Source organism: Polaromonas sp. CT11-55, from assembly GCF_047303325.1.
Classification (GTDB): Bacteria; Pseudomonadota; Gammaproteobacteria; order Burkholderiales; family Burkholderiaceae_C; genus Polaromonas.
Genome location: NZ_JBKBEX010000001.1, coordinates 52030 through 68816, shown reverse-complemented (window position 1 = coordinate 68816; position 16787 = coordinate 52030). Strand labels below are relative to the sequence as shown.

At 62.5% G+C, this 16787-nt stretch carries 16 protein-coding genes and 13 tRNA genes; 9 read left to right on the top strand and 20 right to left on the bottom strand.

Features of this window, described 5'->3' with window-relative positions; genetic code table 11:
- Together ACEN8I_RS00400 and ACEN8I_RS00395 are read right to left on the bottom strand one after the other, a co-directional pair.
- Complete coding sequence (locus tag ACEN8I_RS00400; RefSeq protein ID WP_413325142.1) at positions 1-618, bottom strand: HupE/UreJ family protein; 618 nt, start codon at positions 616-618, stop codon at positions 1-3.
- A 46-nt stretch (positions 619-664) separates the two neighbouring features.
- Positions 665-967, bottom strand: coding sequence for an urease subunit gamma (locus ACEN8I_RS00395; RefSeq protein WP_007874763.1), 303 nt, complete (start codon positions 965-967; stop codon positions 665-667).
- 170 nt (positions 968-1137) lie between these two features.
- On the opposite strand from ACEN8I_RS00395, the gene ACEN8I_RS00390 reads away from it, so the two are divergent.
- The 4 genes from ACEN8I_RS00390 to infA all read left to right on the top strand — a co-directional run bounded on the left by ACEN8I_RS00390 (position 1138) and on the right by infA (position 6896).
- Positions 1138-4659: an ATP-binding protein gene (locus ACEN8I_RS00390; protein ID WP_413325667.1), complete on the top strand. Its 3522-nt coding sequence runs from the start codon at positions 1138-1140 to the stop codon at positions 4657-4659.
- Positions 4652-5701, top strand: coding sequence for a response regulator (locus ACEN8I_RS00385; protein ID WP_413325140.1), 1050 nt, complete (start codon positions 4652-4654; stop codon positions 5699-5701). The genes ACEN8I_RS00390 and ACEN8I_RS00385 overlap by 8 nt, the downstream gene beginning before the upstream one ends.
- Positions 5702-6339: 638 nt before the next feature.
- Positions 6340-6576, top strand: a complete 237-nt coding sequence (locus ACEN8I_RS00380) for a hypothetical protein (protein ID WP_413325138.1) — start codon at positions 6340-6342, stop codon at positions 6574-6576.
- Positions 6577-6638: 62 nt separating this feature from the next.
- Positions 6639-6896, top strand: a complete 258-nt coding sequence (gene infA / locus ACEN8I_RS00375) for a translation initiation factor IF-1 (RefSeq protein WP_007874777.1) — start codon at positions 6639-6641, stop codon at positions 6894-6896.
- An 85-nt stretch (positions 6897-6981) separates the two neighbouring features.
- Here the strand turns inward: infA and ACEN8I_RS00370 are convergent, their stop codons facing one another.
- Both ACEN8I_RS00370 and ACEN8I_RS00365 read right to left on the bottom strand, forming a co-directional pair.
- Positions 6982-8337, bottom strand: a complete 1356-nt coding sequence (locus ACEN8I_RS00370) for a dicarboxylate/amino acid:cation symporter (RefSeq protein WP_413325136.1) — start codon at positions 8335-8337, stop codon at positions 6982-6984.
- Positions 8338-8475: 138 nt separating this feature from the next.
- A complete protein-coding gene (locus tag ACEN8I_RS00365) occupies positions 8476-9093 on the bottom strand; it encodes a DUF502 domain-containing protein (RefSeq protein ID WP_413325134.1) in 618 nt (205 codons plus the stop codon).
- Positions 9094-9103: 10 nt separating this feature from the next.
- On the opposite strand from ACEN8I_RS00365, the gene ACEN8I_RS00360 reads away from it, so the two are divergent.
- The 5 genes from ACEN8I_RS00360 (at position 9104) to ACEN8I_RS00340 (ending at position 11375) form a co-directional block, all read left to right on the top strand.
- On the top strand, positions 9104-9496 hold the full coding sequence (locus ACEN8I_RS00360) for a hypothetical protein (protein ID WP_413325132.1): 393 nt from the start codon (positions 9104-9106) through the stop codon (positions 9494-9496).
- Complete coding sequence (locus tag ACEN8I_RS00355; protein ID WP_413325130.1) at positions 9493-9852, top strand: hypothetical protein; 360 nt, start codon at positions 9493-9495, stop codon at positions 9850-9852. The genes ACEN8I_RS00360 and ACEN8I_RS00355 overlap by 4 nt, the downstream gene beginning before the upstream one ends.
- Positions 9849-10022: a hypothetical protein gene (locus tag ACEN8I_RS00350; RefSeq protein ID WP_413325128.1), complete on the top strand. Its 174-nt coding sequence runs from the start codon at positions 9849-9851 to the stop codon at positions 10020-10022. The genes ACEN8I_RS00355 and ACEN8I_RS00350 overlap by 4 nt, the downstream gene beginning before the upstream one ends.
- Positions 10023-10243: 221 nt before the next feature.
- Positions 10244-10468 carry a hypothetical protein gene (locus ACEN8I_RS00345; protein ID WP_413325125.1) on the top strand — a complete coding sequence of 75 codons (225 nt, stop codon included), beginning with the start codon at positions 10244-10246 and terminating at the stop codon, positions 10466-10468.
- Between the two features lie 97 nt (positions 10469-10565).
- Positions 10566-11375, top strand: a complete 810-nt coding sequence (locus tag ACEN8I_RS00340) for a hypothetical protein (protein ID WP_413325123.1) — start codon at positions 10566-10568, stop codon at positions 11373-11375.
- A gap of 77 nt (positions 11376-11452) precedes the next feature.
- Here ACEN8I_RS00340 and ACEN8I_RS00335 read toward each other — a convergent pair whose 3' ends face one another.
- The 16 genes from ACEN8I_RS00335 to ACEN8I_RS00260 all read right to left on the bottom strand — a co-directional run bounded on the left by ACEN8I_RS00335 (position 11453) and on the right by ACEN8I_RS00260 (position 16765).
- Positions 11453-12013, bottom strand: a complete 561-nt coding sequence (locus ACEN8I_RS00335) for an HNH endonuclease (RefSeq protein WP_413325121.1) — start codon at positions 12011-12013, stop codon at positions 11453-11455.
- A gap of 32 nt (positions 12014-12045) precedes the next feature.
- Positions 12046-12120, bottom strand: a tRNA-Lys gene (locus ACEN8I_RS00330).
- Between the two features lie 8 nt (positions 12121-12128).
- Positions 12129-12204, bottom strand: a tRNA-His gene (locus tag ACEN8I_RS00325).
- A 16-nt stretch (positions 12205-12220) separates the two neighbouring features.
- A tRNA-Asn gene (locus tag ACEN8I_RS00320) sits at positions 12221-12296 on the bottom strand.
- Between the two features lie 194 nt (positions 12297-12490).
- On the bottom strand, positions 12491-14533 hold the full coding sequence (locus ACEN8I_RS00315; RefSeq protein ID WP_413325119.1) for an SPFH domain-containing protein: 2043 nt from the start codon (positions 14531-14533) through the stop codon (positions 12491-12493).
- Positions 14534-15421: 888 nt separating this feature from the next.
- Positions 15422-15497 (bottom strand) — tRNA-Asn (locus ACEN8I_RS00310).
- A 15-nt stretch (positions 15498-15512) separates the two neighbouring features.
- Positions 15513-15698 (bottom strand): hypothetical protein, encoded by a 186-nt coding sequence (locus ACEN8I_RS00305; RefSeq protein WP_413325117.1) that lies wholly within the window; start codon positions 15696-15698, stop codon positions 15513-15515.
- A gap of 32 nt (positions 15699-15730) precedes the next feature.
- A tRNA-Arg gene (locus tag ACEN8I_RS00300) sits at positions 15731-15808 on the bottom strand.
- A gap of 17 nt (positions 15809-15825) precedes the next feature.
- A tRNA-Cys gene (locus tag ACEN8I_RS00295) sits at positions 15826-15911 on the bottom strand.
- Positions 15912-16031: 120 nt separating this feature from the next.
- A tRNA-Asp gene (locus ACEN8I_RS00290) sits at positions 16032-16107 on the bottom strand.
- Between the two features lie 27 nt (positions 16108-16134).
- A tRNA-Pro gene (locus tag ACEN8I_RS00285) sits at positions 16135-16210 on the bottom strand.
- 8 nt (positions 16211-16218) lie between these two features.
- Positions 16219-16304 (bottom strand) — tRNA-Tyr (locus ACEN8I_RS00280).
- 12 nt (positions 16305-16316) lie between these two features.
- A tRNA-Arg gene (locus ACEN8I_RS00275) sits at positions 16317-16396 on the bottom strand.
- 9 nt (positions 16397-16405) lie between these two features.
- Positions 16406-16484, bottom strand: a tRNA-Gln gene (locus tag ACEN8I_RS00270).
- A 9-nt stretch (positions 16485-16493) separates the two neighbouring features.
- A tRNA-Ser gene (locus ACEN8I_RS00265) sits at positions 16494-16584 on the bottom strand.
- Positions 16585-16687: 103 nt separating this feature from the next.
- Positions 16688-16765 (bottom strand) — tRNA-Glu (locus ACEN8I_RS00260).
- Between the last annotated feature and the right edge of the window lie 22 nt (positions 16766-16787).

The window sequence follows — 16787 nt, the reverse complement described above, 5'->3', positions numbered from 1 at the left end:
TCAGGCCAACTGGGCCAGCAGGGTCACGCCAAAAATGGCGACGACTGCGCCGGCCGCGCGCGGCAGCCAGGCGTTGGCACTGCGCAGCGCCCAGCCGGCGCCCAGGCCGGCCAGGTGCAGCAGCACGGTGGCGGCCAGCATGCCCGACAGGGTTGCCCAGGCGCTGGGCGCCCCGGCCAGTTCGTAGCCGTGGGCCAGGCCATGGAAGACGGCGAACACACCGACGATGAGCGCAGCCGCGATGCCGGGCACATGCCAGCGCGCCACGACCAGCAGGCCGGTGACCAGTAGCGAAGCCGCGATCATGGGCTCGACCGCCGGAATCTGCACGCCCTGCAGGCCCAGCAGCGCGCCCGCCAGCAGCATGCCGGCAAAGCCCAGAGGGCCCCACAGCAGATCAGGGCCGGCGCGGCGCGCGGCCAGCGCGCTCCACAGGCCCACGGCCACCATGGCCGCCAGGTGGTCCATGCCCGTCAGCGGGTGCAGCAAGCCGGTGAAAAAATCCAGGTGCGTGTGGCCGTCCACGCCGGTGTGCGCGAAGGCCGCCGCGGGCAGCGCGGCCGCCAAGGCCAGCAGGGCGCGCAGTGCGCGGGGCGAGGGCAGGGCGAAAAAACTCACGGCGATCTCCTGTGGGATGGATGTTGTTGGCGGCGTTCAGAGGCGTTCAGACAATGGGCTGGTGCACGGTGACCAGCTTGGTGCCGTCGGGAAAGGTCGCCTCGACCTGGATGTCGGGGATCAGCTCGGGAATGCCGTCCATCACGTCAGCGCGGGTCAGCACCGTACGGCCCTCGCTCATGAGCTGGGCGACGGACTTGCCGTCGCGCGCGCCTTCCATGACGGCGGCGCTGATCAGCGCCACGGACTCGGGGTAGTTGAGCTTCAGGCCGCGGGCGCGGCGCCTTTCGGCCAGCAGGGCAGCCGTAAAAATAAGCAGCTTGTCTTTTTCGCGGGGCGTCAATTCCATGGGGCTCTCTCAGGGCAGGCTGCCGGCTTGGGGATGCTTGCCGGGGTGCAAGAATGGTGCCATAAGACGCTGTCCACGGTCCAGCCTGGGGCAGGCCGCCGGGGCGCATGGCACAGAACATGCACCTGAAGACGCTCAATCACTACGCGCCCGGCGCATCTGCCCACCCCATGGACGCCCCGCTCACGCCCCTGCAGCCGCCACTGCCGCCCGAAGCGGCCGGGGCCGCGCCGTTGGCGGGCGGCGAAGCGGCGCCGCTGCAGCGCATCATCAAGGTCAGGCGCGACTACAACAGCTGGGTCGCCAGCGAAACCATGGAAGACTACGCGTTGCGCTTTACGCCGCAGCGCTTTCGCAAATGGTCGGAATGGCGGGTCGCCAATACCGCCTTCGGCGCGGCCTCCTTTCTGATCCTCGAGGCGGTGGGCGCTACCTTGCTGGTCAAGTACGGTTTCACCAATGCCTTCTGGGCCATCGTCGCCACCGGCCTCATCATCTTCCTGGCCGGCCTGCCCATCAGCATTTACGCGGCCCGCTACGGCGTGGACATGGATTTGCTGACGCGCGGCGCCGGCTTCGGCTACATAGGCTCGACGCTGACCTCGCTGATCTACGCTTCTTTCACCTTTATCTTTTTCGCGCTGGAGGCGGCCGTCATGGCCTATGCGCTGGACCTGGCCCTGGGCATTCCGCCCAGTTGGGGCTATTTGATCTGCGCGCTGGTGGTGATCCCGCTGGTCACCCACGGCGTGTCCGTGATCTCGCGGCTGCAGGTCTGGACCCAGCCCCTGTGGCTGGTCATGTTGGTCGTGCCCTTTGTGTTTGTGTCGCTGCGCGATCCTGGTGCTTTTTCAGGCGTGTTGCACTATGGCGGTGAGAAGGGGGTGGGCGGCGAGTTTGATTTGCACCTGTTTGGTGCCGCTTTGACCGTGGGTATTGCGCTGATCACCCAGATGGGCGAGCAGGCCGACTATTTGCGCTTCATGCCGGTGCAGACGCCGGCCAGCCGCTGGCGCTGGTGGGGTGGCGTGCTGGCCGGCGGGCCGGGCTGGGTCTTTCTGGGCGTGGTGAAGATGTTGGGCGGCGCCTTTCTGGCCTACCTGGCGATTACCAACATGGTGCCGCTGGACCGCGCGGTGGACCCCAACCAGATGTACCTCGCGGCCTATGAATACGTGTTCCCGCACTACGGCATGGCCGTGGCCGCGACCGCGCTCTTTGTGGTGGTGTCGCAGCTCAAGATCAATGTCACCAACGCCTACGCCGGCTCGCTGGCCTGGTCGAATTTTTTCTCTCGCATCACGCACAGCCACCCAGGCCGCGTGGTCTGGGTGGTGTTCAACACGCTGATCGCCTTCATGCTGATGGAGATGAACGTCTTCCAGGCGCTGGGCGACGTGCTGGGCCTGTACTCCAACATCGCCATCGCCTGGGTCATGGCCGTGGTGGCCGACCTGGTCGTCAACAAGCCGTTGGGCCTGAGCCCGCCGGGCATAGAGTTCAAGCGCGCGCACCTCTACGACATCAACCCGGTCGGCGTGGGTGCCATGGCCCTGGCCTCGGCGCTGTCCATCACGGCGCACCTGGGGCTGTACGGCGAAATGGCACAGGCCTTCTCGGCCGTGATCGCCATGGGCACGGCCTTTGTGGCGGCACCCTTGATCGCCTGGGCTACCAAGGGGCGCTACTACATCGCGCGTGGCCCGGCCGCGGCGGTTGGCGAGGGCGCCTACAAACCTTATGCGCTGCAGCACTGCGTGATCTGCGAGCGCGCCTACGAGGGCCCGGACATGGCCCACTGTCCGGCCTACCAGGGGCCCATCTGCTCGCTGTGCTGCACCCTGGACGCGCGCTGCGGCGACCTGTGCAAGCCGCACGCGAGCCTCTCGGCGCAATGGTCGGCTGCATTGCGCTGGCTGCTGCCGCGCCGCGCCTGGCCTTACCTGGACACCGGCCTGGGCCACTTCCTGCTGCTGATGCTCATCATCGTGCCGCTGCTGGCCAGCGTGTTCGGCCTGCTTTACCACCAGGAAATCAGCGCGCTGTCGGACTTCACGCCCTCCGAGCCGGCCCTGAAGTCGGGCTTTCTGAAGGCCTATATGGCACTGCTGGTGATCGCCGGCCTGGTCGCCTGGTGGCTGGTGCTGGCGCACAAGAGCCGGCAGGTGGCGCAGGAGGAATCGAACCGCCAGACGCATTTGCTGATGCGCGAGATCGAGTCGCACCGCCAGACCGACGAGGCGTTGCAGCAGGCCAAGCGCGTGGCCGAAGAGGCGCGCCACCATGCCGACCAGGCCAACCAGGCCAAGAGCCGCTACATCAGCGCCATCAGCCACGAGCTGCGCACGCCGCTCAACAGCATCCTGGGCTATGCGCAGCTCATGGGGGAGGACAATGCGATACCGCCGCACCGCAAGCAGGCCGTCAGCGTCATCAAGCGCGGCGGCGAGCATTTGCTGTCGCTGATCGAAGGCACGCTGGACATCGCGCGCATCGAGGCGGGCAAGCTCACGCTCAACGTCAAGCCCATGCATTTCGCCGATTGTGTGCACGAGATGGCCGGCATGTTCGAACTGCAGGCCGCGGCCAAGGGCCTGGCTTTTCACTTCGAGGCCAGCGGCAACCTGCCCGAGCTGGTGCGCGCCGACGAAAAACGCGTGCGCCAGATCCTCATCAACCTGCTGGGCAATGCCATCAAGTTCACGGCGCAGGGGCAGGTGACTTTCCGGTTGCGCCATGCGCGCGAGATGGCCTACATCGACATCGAGGACACCGGCCCCGGCATGCGCGAGGCGGAACTCGCGCGCATCTTCGAGCCCTTCGCGCGTGGCACTGCGGCCGGCCAGAGCGCCGAAGGCACCCCGGGCGCCGGCCTGGGCCTGACGATTGCCAAGATGCTGACCGACCTGATGGGCGGCGAGATGACGGTGGTCAGCACACCGGGCGAGGGCTCCATCTTCCGCATACGGCTGTTCCTGCCCGAGGTGCACCTGCCGGCAGGCGCCGCCAAAGAGGCCGCCGCCGCGCCGGCGCGGCGCCAGCCGCGCGGCTATGAGGGCGCGCGCCGCAAGCTGCTGGTGGTCGACAATGAAGAGCCCGACCGCGAACTGCTGGTGCAGCTGCTGCAGCCCATGGGCTTTGAGCTGCGCACCGCCGCCAGCGGTCACGACTGCCTGGACCTGCTGGCCGCCGGCTACCAGCCCGACGTGATCTTCATGGACCTGGCCATGCCGGGAATAGACGGCTGGGAGACGCTGCGCCGTGTGCGCGGCTCCGGCCATGAGGGCATACACCTGGCCGTCGTCTCTGCCAACGCCTTTGACAAGGGCATGGAAAACGACGCCGGCATCCTTCCCGAAGACTTCATCTTGAAGCCCGTGCGCCACACCGAGTTGATCGCCTGGCTGGAGCGGCGACTGTCGCTCGCCTGGCGTTATGACGCGCCGGCCGAGCAGGCTTTACCCGCGGCCGCGCCTCCGCAGCGTGTGCTGCCGCAGGCCCCGCAGCTGGCAGCGCTGCAGGAGGTGGTCAGCCTCGGTTTTTACCGCGGCATCATGAACATGCTGGCGGAGATAGAGCGGCAGCAGCCCGCCACCGCCGCATTCGTCGAAGACATGCGCGTGCTGGCGCGGCAGTTCCAGTTCGAGGCCATGGGCCGCCAGCTCGCCAACCAGGAGGCCAGCCATGAGTAGCGTGCTTGAAGAATCTCCCCTACTCAACCGCAGCCTGGACCGCACGCTGGACCGGGCCAACAGCGACGTCGTGCTCATCGTGGACGACGTGCCCGACAACCTCTCGGTGCTGCACGACGCCCTCGATGAATCGGGCTACACCGTGCTGGTGGCCACCAGCGGCGAGGCCGCGCTGCAGCGCGCGTTGCAGGCAAGGCCCGACATCGTGCTGCTGGACGCGATGATGCCGGGCATGGACGGTTTTGAAGTCGCCAAGCGCCTGAAGGCCGCGGCCGAGACCGCCCACATCCCCATCATTTTCATGACGGGGCTCACCGAAACCGAGCACCTGGTAGCCGCGCTGGAGGCCGGCGGCGTCGACTACGTGACCAAGCCCATCAAACCCAAGGAAGTCATGGCGCGCATGGGCGTGCACCTGCAGGGCGCCCGTCGCGCTCGCCAGGAGGCGCGCCAGGCCGGCCAGGCGCGCAACGCGCTGGACGCTTTCGGTTATGCCAGCATCACGGTGCGCATGGGCGGTGCGGCCGATGGCCGGCTGATCTGGCAGACGCCGCTGGCGCGCGAGCTCCTGATGCGCTACTACGGCACGTCGGCGCCGCAAACGCCCGAGCCGGTGCTGGCCTGGCTGCGCAGCCACCTGGGGGACGCCGAACGCCAGGTCGAGCCGCCGCGCCTGGCAGTGGAAATGGGTTCGCGCCGGTTGACCTTCCGGCTGCATCAACAGACCGGCGACGGCGGCGAAAGCGGCGATGCCGCCGGCCGGGGCGACTGGCTGATCGTGATGCGCGAGATTTCCGACGATGCGGTGGTCGAGGCGATGAGCCTGAGCTTCAAACTCACGGCCCGCGAGGCCGAGGTGCTGTACTGGGTGGTGAAGGGCAAGACCAACCGCGACATCGGCGATATCCTGGGCTCCAGCCCGGCCACCGTGAAGAAGCACCTGGAACGGGTTTACGCCAAGCTGGGCGTGGAAACCCGCACCGCCGCCGCGGGCATGGCCATGAACCGCATACGCCAGCTGCACCCGCAATTTGAAGGATGAGGATATGGCCCCCACGCTTTTCACTGCGCCTTCGGCTTCGTGTAATGCGCTGCCCCCCGAGGGGGCCGCTGCGCCTGCGGCCCGGCAAAGCCGGTTCCGCGGCCCCGGCTGGGTTTAAGAGTTCAGGGGATTCAATCGGCGGGGGCCGAGGGTCCGGCTTGCCGGCCCTAGGCGCCGCCCCCTTGAGGGGGAGCAGGCTACACGAAGTGAGACTGGACAGGGGTGAGCCTGTTCTGCCCGGCAAAGCCGGTTCCGCGGCCCCGGCTTGTAGGGAATAGGGGCTAGCCTGGCGCTGTAGCAGGCTTTGCGCAAGCTTATGCGTCAGCGGTTACAATAGCAGCTTCGGTAAAGCATCAGCTTTTTACATCGAAGCCTTTTCCCAACAGGTTTCCTTCTCAATAGCGGCGCTTCCCAGAGCCCGAATCCACAGTGTTTTCAGTGCCCATACAGCCCTGAACCCTCTCAACACTGTTCCGTTTTTCCGGCGAGCACTCTTCCCGACAGTGCCCACGCATGGCTCAACCAGCCCAGCCCCTGACAAGGGCCAGGCGGGTGGACACCGAACACCCGCCGGCTTGCTCGCAAGCCGATTCTCCTTATTTATCAAGCCGGGATACATAACCCGGCACGGACTTTTTATGAACGTAGATCACACCAAAATCGCGGTGGGCAAGTACCTTGTCTCACCACTGGCCAAGCAGCACGGCGAAGGCTACGCTGCATCGGTCTCCATCCGCTCTGGCCGCGGCAGCGCCACGCACGACCGCGTGTTGCGCTTCAGCGGCCTCTTCGACAGCGCGGCCTCGGCCGTGCAATACGCGACGGAACACGCCCTGCGCTGGATCCATGAGCGCTCAACGCCGGCTTGCGCATAAGCCTTGCCAGCCCTGACAACAGACATCACGGACAACTTTTTCAATTCCCTAGGAGTTACATCATGGCCAAAGAAGAACTGATTGAAATGCATGGGCTGGTCGACGAAGTGTTGCCGGATTCGCGCTTTCGCGTCACGCTCGAGAACGGCCACAAGCTTGTGGCTTACACCTCGGGCAAGATGCGCAAAAACCATATCCGCATCCTGGCCGGCGACCAGGTGTCGCTGGAACTCTCTCCCTACGACCTGAGCAAGGGCCGGATCACCTTCCGCCACATCGCCGGCCGCGGCCCGGGCCCGGCGCCGCGCCAGGCCCGCTAAACCGGCGTTCGCCGGCGCAAAACACAAAGCCCGGCAGGTGGAGAGGAATCTCCGCCTGCCGGGCTTTGTTATTGGTGGCTTGTTTTCAGTGGCGGCCGGCCGCCATGTGCTCGGTCTTCTTGTTGATCAGCACCTCGGGCTCCTGGGCTTCGACCCAGCTCTCGTTGTTGAGCCCGGCCTTGAGCCTGTCGGTGTCCAGCTCATCCGTCCATTTGGCGACCACGATGGTGGCCACGCCGTTGCCTATCAGGTTGGTCAGCGCGCGGGCCTCCGACATGAAGCGGTCTATGCCCAGAATCAGCGCCAGCCCCGCCACGGGCACGGTGCCCACGGCCGACAGCGTGGCGGCCAGCACGATAAAGCCGCTGCCCGTGATGCCGGCCGCGCCCTTGGAGGTCAGCAGCAGCACCGCCAGCAGCGTGAGCTCCTGCGTGAGCGTCATCGGCGTGTTGGTGGCCTGCGCGATGAACACCGCCGCCATCGTGAGGTAAATGGACGTGCCGTCCAGGTTGAAGGAGTAACCGGTCGGGATCACCAGGCCCACAGTAGTCTTTTTCGCGCCCAGGTTCTCCATCTTTTCCATCATGCGCGGCAGAACCGATTCGGACGAAGAGGTGCCCAGCACGATCAGCAGCTCTTCCTTGATGTATTTGATGAACTTCCAGATGCTGAAGCCGTGGACGCGCGCGATGGCACCCAGCACCACAAAAATGAAGATCAGGCAGGTCGCGTAGAAGGCGGCCATCAGCTTGCCCAGCGACAGCAGGCTGCCTACGCCGTAATTGCCTATGGTGAAGGCCATGGCACCGAAAGCGCCTATAGGTGCCACCCGCATGATGAAACCGACGATGGTGAACAGCACGTGCGAGGTTTTTTCGACGAAGTCGAACACCAGCGTGCCGCGCCCGCCGAAACGGTGCAGCGCGAAGCCGAACATCACGGCGATCAGCAGCACCTGCAGGATTTCGCCCTTGGCGAAAGCATCGACCACGGTAGTCGGGATGATATTCATGATGAAGTCGGTGGTGCCGACCATCTTCCCGGGACCGGTGTAGGCCGCGATTTGCTTGGTGTCCAGCGTGGACACGTCGACATTCATGCCCTGGCCAGGTTTGAACACATTGACCAGTACCAGCCCAATGATCAGCGCGAAGGTGCTGACGATCTCAAAGTAAAGCAGCGCCAGGCCGCCGGTCTTGCCGACCTTCTTCATGTCCTCCATGCCGGCGATGCCGATCACGACGGTGCAGAAGATGATGGGCGCGATCATCATCTTGATGAGTTTGATGAAGCCGTCGCCCAGCGGCTTCATGAGCTTGCCGGCATCGGGGTAGAAATGCCCCAGCAGCACGCCGGCGATGACCGCGCAGATCACCTGGAAATAGAGTGATTTGTAAAGGGGCGGCTTGCGCTTGGTTGTCTCTGTTGTCGTTGTTGTCATGGCCGGGACGCGTCAGGCTGCGCGCAGTGGTGATCGGGTGATCAAATATAGCCTCGCCACACGATTTGTCCATGTGGGAAACCACAGATCACAAACCTTTACGCGGCCCTTTACCCAGCCTCTGTGCGGCCCAAAAACTCAGCCGGCCGGCGTGCCGCTGCCGCCGCCCGTGGCCGGCGGGCGCGCCATCCAGGCGATCAGCGAGGAGCGCATGGCTTCCTCCACCGACATGTCTATGGGCTGCACCCAGTCGGACGGTACGAATACCGTGTAGCCGCCTATCATGTAACCCATGGGCAGGTAGACCGCCACGCGATCGCCGGGCAGGAAGCCGGGCCCCAGATCGGCAAAGCTGCGGCGCGTGATCAGACCCACGATTTCCATCGCATGGCCGGGCATGCGCAGTATCACCACACTTTGTTCGCCCTGCTTGCCCGAAGGCGAGAAGTAGTCGGCGAAGCTTTTGAGCGAGGAATATATGCTTTTGACCACCGGCAGGTTGGTGAAGGGCATTTCCGCGAAAGACAGCAGCTTGCGCACGCTCCGCTTGGACACCAGGTAGCCGATCACCAGAATGCTGAGCACGCCGAATACCAGGCCCAGGCCCGGGATGTAAAAGCTGCCGATCAGCGGCCGCAGAATCCACAGCGCCGCGGCCTCCATCCAGGCCAGAAAGATGTAGAGCAGGTAGACCGTCAGGGCCACCGGCAGGATGGTGATGAGGCCGCGAAAGAAGTATTTGTAAAGGCTTTTCATGGAGTCTTTTATGTATGCCGAAACGCACGATGCGGGCCCGGCCATGCCATGCAATATAACCATTTCAGTTGACGCTCAGGCCGCTGGGCGCCTGTCGGCTTTTTCCTACGTTTTTCGGGTACTAATCACCGCAGCTTGTCATATTTCCATGCTTAAACTGGCGTCATTGCGAACACCTGATATGAAAGCCCACGCAGCTGCAGAGACGACACCGGACACGGGCCGGCGTGCCCTTGCCCTTGTGCTTGATTCATGCGTGCCGCGCCGGCCGTTTCAGCAGCCTTCGGCCCATGCGCTGAAAGTTACGTTTGCACCTCTTGATATTTTTTTGCGGCGCTCCAAGCTGCGTATGCAAGGCCACGTCCGGCCTGTCCGGATATTTTTGAGGATTCCTGTTTCATGAGCCACTCCACACTGGTCAACGCACAACTCAAAGTCCCCCTGCGTTCTTTGGCCCTCACCGTCGAGGAGCCGTCTCCCGGCGAATTCTGCTGGCGCATTCTTGAAAGCCGCGAAGATCCGCGGGTGTTTGAATCGATCTCCTGCTCCGACATCACCTTCGCGGCCTACGACACGGCCCTGGCCACCGGCTACGGCGAGCTGCAGCGCCTGGTCGGCCCGGACCTTCAGTGGGGGCCGCGCAGCGAGGAAGACGCGCAGGGCGAACTCCTGAGCGCGCCTTCTCCCAAGTCCGCCGCGAGCGGCCCCGACAAGCGCGCCTCAGTCAATGGCTTCAAGCCCGGCCCGGTGCCGGCATGAAGCGCGACCTGGAAGCCGACTATGCGCGCCTGCGCGCGCAGCTGCAGGCCTTGCAGGCGGCCCCGGTCAAGGATTTTGCGAAGATAGACCAGCTCATCGACGAGCTTGAAAAACTCCAGCTCGCGATCAAGGCCGAACACGGCCTGCAGGGCAACAACCCCATCGAATAGCGGCGACCGCTCCAGGGGTAAGCAGCTGTTCCCGCATGTGCCATCCTGCATGCGCCTGTGAGGCGCGTAGCATTTTGTGACCTCGCTTGTCCTACACGGCGCGCTGTACCAGACCGACGAAACAGGCTCTGCTCCCTACCGTAAATTGAACTCAGTCGGCAATACGGCCGGCGATTTACCAACCCGATTGCCTGTGATGGGCATGACCTTAGGAGTACACCATGAGAGCATCGAAAACCTTGGCTTCCGCCGTTGCCGCAGCCGCCGTGGTTGGCGCCATTGGCCTGGCTTATGCCCAGGACACCAGCACGACCACGCCCGCCACGCCGGCAGACCAGACCATGCAGAACCAGGGCAGCACCAGCCCCAGCACCTCGCCTTCGACCAGCACGGACACCACCGCTGCCACGCCGACCGAGCGTCCCGCACAAGCTGACCGCAACTAAGCCAGGCCACTCATGCATCTGCGCATGAAATCGCTCCGGATCGCCTCGGCGGCCCGGAGCGTTTTATGTGGGACGCAGTATTTTGTGATTCCTGTCCATGGCCGCCTCCTCGTCTGATGTTCAGCAGCGGCCCGCTGCTGAAGGACCGACCCCGGCGCCTGGGGGCACGCGGCATTCCGACATTCTTGACGGCATCAAGCAGGGCGTTCTCTGGGGCGCCGCCATCGCGGTGCTGGTCCTGCCGCTTTTCAGGCCCCACCCCGTGGCCCCGCCGGCGGCCGCCGGCCTTCAAGCCGCGGCACCCCCGCCCATGACGCTGCGAACGGCGGATTTTGGCGGCGAGGAGGCTTCGAACGAAGCGCGCGAAGTCGCCAACTGGGTCGTCAGCTCCGGCGACAACCGCAAACTCTTTTTTGTCATCCTCGACAAGATCAACACCAAGGTGTTTGTCTTCGAGCCCTCCGGCAAACTGCGCAGCGCCACGCCGGTGCTGATAGGCGCGGCGCGCGGCGACGACTCGGTGGACGGCATAGGCGGGCGGCCCATCGCCCAGGTGCAGCCGCAGGAGCGCACCACGCCCGCGGGCCGTTTCGTCGCCGAGCCCGGGCGCAACGCCACGGGCGAGGACGTGGTCTGGGTCGACTACGACGCGGCCGTCTCGATGCACCGCGTGCGCACGCTGGAGCCCAAGGAACGCCGGCTCGAGCGCCTTGCCTCGCCCACCACGGAAGACAACCGGATCTCCTACGGCTGCATCAACATGCCGGTAGAGTTTTATGAAAACGTGCTCAAGCCCGCTTTCAACGCAAGCTACGGCGTGGTGTATGTGCTGCCTGAGGTCAAGCCGCTGGCCGAGGTGTTTCCGGCCGCGCATGAACTCGCGCTCAAGCAGGCGCGCGCCGGTTAGCCGACTTTCAAAAATCCTCCGTTCACAAAAAAAACGGCGCACTGCTTTCGCAATGCGCCGCTTGGCTGCTGCCGTACTCAACTGAGCCTGGATCCTTTCGGAAGCCGTGCCGACAGCCATTCGTGCACGTCGGCCCGCACGTTGCGCCCGCGCAGCAGGAAGTCCTCATACCGGCTGGGCACATAGGGCAGGTACACCAGAGGCATTCCGGCTTGCTCGGGAGTGCGGTCCTTCTTTCTGCCATTGCAATGGCGGCAGGCGCTGACCAGGTTGGTCCACGTGTAAGGCCCGCCTTTGCTTGCCGGAACGATGTGCTCGGCCTCGAGGTCTTTTTCGGGGAACACCTGGGCGCAATAGGCGCAGGTGCAGCGGTCGCGGCGCAGCAGCTTGGGTTTGGTGACCGCCGGCACCACCTCGTGCAGGTTGCGGCGCGGCGCACCGCGCAGCGCGATGATGGGGTGGATGACCAGCATGGATTGCCGGCCGCGCGCGACGTTCCAGCCGCCGCGCAGTGTCACCAGGGGGCTTTCGCCTTGTTCCCAGGCGACGGTGCCGGTCGCATAGTGCAGAGCCGCCTCTTCAGCCGTTATCCAGGCCTGGGGCGTTCCCTGGATGTCGAGCTGAAGAACATGGTGCATCAAAAAGCCTCCTGAGTTGAATGAATGAATGATGGTGCGGACAGGGAATTTCGAAATCCCGGCCTGCCGGTTAAAAGCCGGCTGCTCTACCTCTGAGCTATGTCCGCATATTTGGTGGGGTGCAAGACCGGACTCGAACCGGTGACCCGCGGGGTCACATCCCGCTGCGCTGCCTACTGCGCCACATGCACCAGAAAAAAGAAAAGTTGGCTCCGCAGCCTGGGATCGAACCGGGGACGACGCGATTAACAGTCGCGCGCTCTACCTGCTGAGCTACCGTGGAATGAAAAAGAATCGATCACCACTCGCCGCATTCACGCACGCGCTGGTCCAGCTCGCGCTCGTCGCGCGTTGGCTGGCCTTGCTGCCGGACTGTACCGTTAAGGCTCCATATGACCCCTGGCAGAGGGGAAATCGCCGTTGTTGGTCGGTAGTTTTCGACGAAGTTCCACAAGCTATGCTGAAGAGTCTGCCTACTCACTGTGTAACGGCTACCGAGCCTTTTTTCGCTTGCATCAACTCCTGATGCACCAAGTTGCCCAAGAGCACCGAGGTGAGCCCCCCACTCATCCCATCCCCGCCACCCGCAACGATGTCAGGAACGATCTTGATCCCGCCCTTGGCCAGCGCCTCCGCCACCTGCACCACCGCATAGTTGCCAGCCTCCATCGAGCTGACCTTCTGCTCAATCACTTTGGCTTCGGCCCCACCAACGGCCAAGATCTTCGCGCCCTCGGCCTCGCCCACAGTGCGCAGCACATTGGCATCCGCCTCGGCGTTGATGGTCTTGGAGCGAGCATCGCCCTCGGCTTTCTTTACCATCGCACTGGCCTCATACTCGGAGATCATCACCTTGCGTTCGGCGTCCACCACGCGGGCTTGGGTGTCGGCCAGAGCGGTGGCTTGCAACAAGTTTTGCCTCACGGCTTGCGCCTCCCGTTGTGTTTCGTAGGTGACTTTTTCCTGCTCGGCGATCTTGCGGTTGGTTAGTGTTTCCATTAGTTTTTCGGGCGGGTCAATGTCGCCTATCAGCGTGTCGACGCCCGCGACGTTGTACTCGCCTAGCGCACTGGCAATGGCCACACGAGCGTCGGCTTGGCGCACTGTGCGGTTTTTTAGGAAGTCGATCACGTCGCTGCTTTGGGCGGCGTTGCGAAAGTAATTGCCTATCGTGGGCTCCAGCACCTGCGTAACCAATGCGCTCATCGCGCCGAAGCGGGCAATGACCTTGGGGGCGTCATTGCGCGGGATGTGGATGATTTGCGATACGTCCAGGTTGAACTTGAAGCCGTCGGCCGAGCGCACGGTAATGGTGGACAGGTTGGCGTCCAGGTTGTGGGCCTCGGTCTTGCCGCTAGCCCAGTTCAGCACGACGTTGGCGGTCGGCACGTTGACCACCTTGTGGGTATTGGGGTTGATCGGGTACTTGCCCGGGTCCAGCGGGTCGACCCAGACGCCCTTGTCGCCTTTGGCAACCAGGTTGCCGTGCTTGAAGGCGTCGCCCGTGACATCAACCCCCTCTTTGCCGACATATGCAATGACAACGCCTACATTGGCTATGGGCACGGTTGTCATCTCGACCACTTCGACCGTCACAAAACGCGGGTTCAGAAAATAGCGGCCAGCTAATAGCACCTGCTCTTGCAGGCCCTTGCTGCCGCCGTTGGCGATGAAGTTGTCCGGGTTTTGGAACATGTTGTGGCCGGGCACTTCGGCGCCGGCAATCTCACCGGTGCGCAACGGCGCGCCTTCCTTCACAGTCACAATGCCGATTTTGTTATCGGGAATGTCAGTGACGTCTGTCAACTTCACATCAAACAGGATTGGGTTGATGCGGTAATTACCCGGCGGGATGATTTTGGTCTGCGGTCCACGCTCGCCACCGCCGGCAAAGAACGCACTGGCATCTTGAAATGAGTCGCAGTTGACACCCTTGGCAATGACACGCCCCACTGGCAACGGCTGGCCGTCATGCGCCTCGACCACACCCAGGCGGCCTTGCGGAATTTCAATCGCGTCGCGCAACCCTACGGCGAACAGTAGTGGGTTGATGCGGTAGGTGCCGGGCGGGATGACCCGCATCTGCGGGCCACGCTCGCCCGCGCCTTGCAGAAAGGCACGTGCGTCTTGATAAAAATTGCAGTCGATGTCGCGCGCAATGATGCGACCGCTGGGCAAGGGCTTGCCGTCACAGGCCTGCACGACGCCGATCTTCCCCTGTGGGATCGTCGTGAACTTGATCATCTCGATGTCGAACTGCCAAGGCCACAGGCCCAAGTGCAAGCCCGGCGACAGGGTGTCGGCCTGATAGCCGGCCTCACCCTGCAGCGCGATGATTTGTCCGTCGGGCAGCTTGCTGTTGGCGCCAAAAAGGACAAATTTTTTAGTGACAGTTCCCAGGCTGTCGTCTGGGATCAGGATGACCCCGAAAAGCCAGAGCACGGCACGCCAGAAAATGATGATGAAGATGGCGGCAAGCACGCCGCCAAACAAGCCGATGTTATTTAGTAAGTAGTCCACGCACGCTCCCTTTGTTAAATGTGTGCGATGAATATTCTTCTCCTTTCGTTACAAACGTCAAGTGCAACCGGAAGGTGAGTACCATCTTCTAAGATCTTGGTTGCCACACCTAAAAATTAGGCGCAGCATTGCGTCGCCGCATTGCTTTTGCGGCGTTTGCTCAGTGCAGTCATCAACTCCCCGGCTTTGCTGTGCGTGCTTGCATGCTGAGGACATAGATCTATTGCCTGTAAGAAATCCACCGAGTACAGCCAAACTTGTAGATCGTTCGGTCTTGCCGCTAGCACCTTGCCGTAGAAAATAAGAACGGTTTTATCTGGTCGCACAGCACGAGTTAAAGTTGTCCGCTTTCACTGCCAGCTATAACAGCTATAACAGCTATGGGTCGATTGCAGTCTGAATGATCAACCCAATCACACCGGTCAGAGAATGCTGGAGCAGTGATCAAAGATTCCCGGAATACGCACAGTAGAGAAAATAGGTTCTCTTGAGCGTCGATGATTGGCCCTTTATTGTGGGCGGCTTCACTCGTAAATTGAATCTTTGAAATCAACGGTGTGGCCTCTATGTGTGGGGGTATGACACCGTTGAAACTGAATGAATCGGAAATGGCTGAGTTGCAAAAAGCGTGATGCGCAAGCAAACGGGGAATGCGGCCCTGGCGCGCCGGGCACGATGCGTGCTGCCGGTGGCGTAGTGCAGGGCCGCCTCTTCAGCCGTGATCCAGGCCTGGGGCGTTCCCTGGATGTCGAGCCGAAGAACATGGTGCATCAAAAATCCTCCTGAGTTGAATGAGTTGTGCAGAAAATGGGGTGCAAGACCGGACTCGAACCGGTGACCCGCGGGGTCACATCCCGCTGCGCCACATGCACCAGAAAAAAGAAAAGTTGGCTCCACAGCCTGGGATCGAACCGGGGACGACGCGATTAACAGTCGCGCGCTCTACCTGCTGAGCTGCCGTGGAATGAAAAAGAATCGATCACCACTCGCCGCATTCACGCACGCGCTGGTCGAGCTCGCGCTCGTCACGCGTTGATCTGTGTTTGGGTTGGGCATGGTTGAACCGGACGCTGCCGGCGGCGATGATGCCGCCCAGGAGCGCGCGGACGATGCGCTTGCGAAGCTTTTCCGGCCTTTTGAAGGTCGCTGTGTTTTTGGCTGTCATGGCAAACCTCCTTGGGTTGGGTGGATAAAAAGTGGCGCACCTGGGCCGATTCGAACGGCCGACAAACGGTGTAGAAAACCGTCGCTCTATCCGGGCTGAGCTACAGGCGCTAGAGGGTAGAGGAACCTGGAGGCGGCAGTCAGATTCGAACTGACGTGTGCTGACGCAAGCGGATTTGCAATCCGCCCCCTTCGGCCTCTTGGGTACGCCGCCGGAAATCATGGGCTGGCACGGGAAGAATCGAACTTCCAACCTTCGCTTTTGGAGGCCGCTGCTCTGCCTGCTTAAGCTACGCACCAAGGGAAAAAATAGCCGGTGGCCCGGCATGAACAGTGGCGGCCTGTACGGGAATTGAACCCGTGACCACATCCTGGACAGGGAAGTGCTCTACCAGCTGAGCTAACAGACCAAAAGTGAAGTGATACCGGAACGAAGGTGGTTCGTGTAGCAGGTCTCGAACCTGCGACCTCATGCTCCCAAAGCACGCGCGCTACCAGCTGCGCTACACACGGATAAAGAATGGTGGAGTGCCAGGGACTTGAACCCCGTATGTCCGAAGACGCCGGATTTACAGTCCAGTGCAGTAGCCAGTTCTGCTCGCACTCCGCGAAAATTGAATGGCCTCGCGTGAAAGATTTGAACTTCCGACCCTCTGCTTCGTAGGCAGATGCTCTGATTCCGGACTGAGCTAACGCGAGAAAAATGAATGGCAGGCCGTGATGGATTCGAACCACCGAAATGTCGGGATCAAAACCCGATGCCTTGGACCAGCTTGGCGAACGGCCTAAAAACAACTGGCGGAAGATAAGGGATTCGAACCCATGAGCCCGCTTTCGCGGGCTCTCGCTTAGCAAGCGAGTGCCTTGAACCTCTCGGCCAATCTTCCAAAAAAATCTCCGGTTACGAGTTCCGGTGCCCCCCTATCTTTGAGGCCGGTTTCCGCACTACGCCCTCTCGGGCACTGCGCTCCTTTTATTCACAACTGGAATTGGCGTCACGTAGGGGATTCGAACCCCTGTCTACAAGAATGAAAATCTTGTGTCCTGAGCCAGCTAGACGAACGTGACAAAAACATGCGCCCACAGTCGC

Coding starts and splice junctions, on each gene's coding strand:
- ACEN8I_RS00395 (WP_007874763.1), bottom strand. CDS start 967: ATGGAATTGACGCCCCGCGAAAAAGACAAGCTGCTTATTTTTACGGCT.
- ACEN8I_RS00390 (WP_413325667.1), top strand. CDS start 1,138: ATGGACGCCCCGCTCACGCCCCTGCAGCCGCCACTGCCGCCCGAAGCG.
- ACEN8I_RS00385 (WP_413325140.1), top strand. CDS start 4,652: ATGAGTAGCGTGCTTGAAGAATCTCCCCTACTCAACCGCAGCCTGGAC.
- ACEN8I_RS00380 (WP_413325138.1), top strand. CDS start 6,340: ATGAACGTAGATCACACCAAAATCGCGGTGGGCAAGTACCTTGTCTCA.
- infA (WP_007874777.1), top strand. CDS start 6,639: ATGGCCAAAGAAGAACTGATTGAAATGCATGGGCTGGTCGACGAAGTG.
- ACEN8I_RS00370 (WP_413325136.1), bottom strand. CDS start 8,337: ATGACAACAACGACAACAGAGACAACCAAGCGCAAGCCGCCCCTTTAC.
- ACEN8I_RS00365 (WP_413325134.1), bottom strand. CDS start 9,093: ATGAAAAGCCTTTACAAATACTTCTTTCGCGGCCTCATCACCATCCTG.
- ACEN8I_RS00360 (WP_413325132.1), top strand. CDS start 9,104: ATGTATGCCGAAACGCACGATGCGGGCCCGGCCATGCCATGCAATATA.
- ACEN8I_RS00355 (WP_413325130.1), top strand. CDS start 9,493: ATGAGCCACTCCACACTGGTCAACGCACAACTCAAAGTCCCCCTGCGT.
- ACEN8I_RS00350 (WP_413325128.1), top strand. CDS start 9,849: ATGAAGCGCGACCTGGAAGCCGACTATGCGCGCCTGCGCGCGCAGCTG.
- ACEN8I_RS00345 (WP_413325125.1), top strand. CDS start 10,244: ATGAGAGCATCGAAAACCTTGGCTTCCGCCGTTGCCGCAGCCGCCGTG.
- ACEN8I_RS00340 (WP_413325123.1), top strand. CDS start 10,566: ATGGCCGCCTCCTCGTCTGATGTTCAGCAGCGGCCCGCTGCTGAAGGA.
- ACEN8I_RS00335 (WP_413325121.1), bottom strand. CDS start 12,013: ATGCACCATGTTCTTCAGCTCGACATCCAGGGAACGCCCCAGGCCTGG.
- ACEN8I_RS00305 (WP_413325117.1), bottom strand. CDS start 15,698: ATGACAGCCAAAAACACAGCGACCTTCAAAAGGCCGGAAAAGCTTCGC.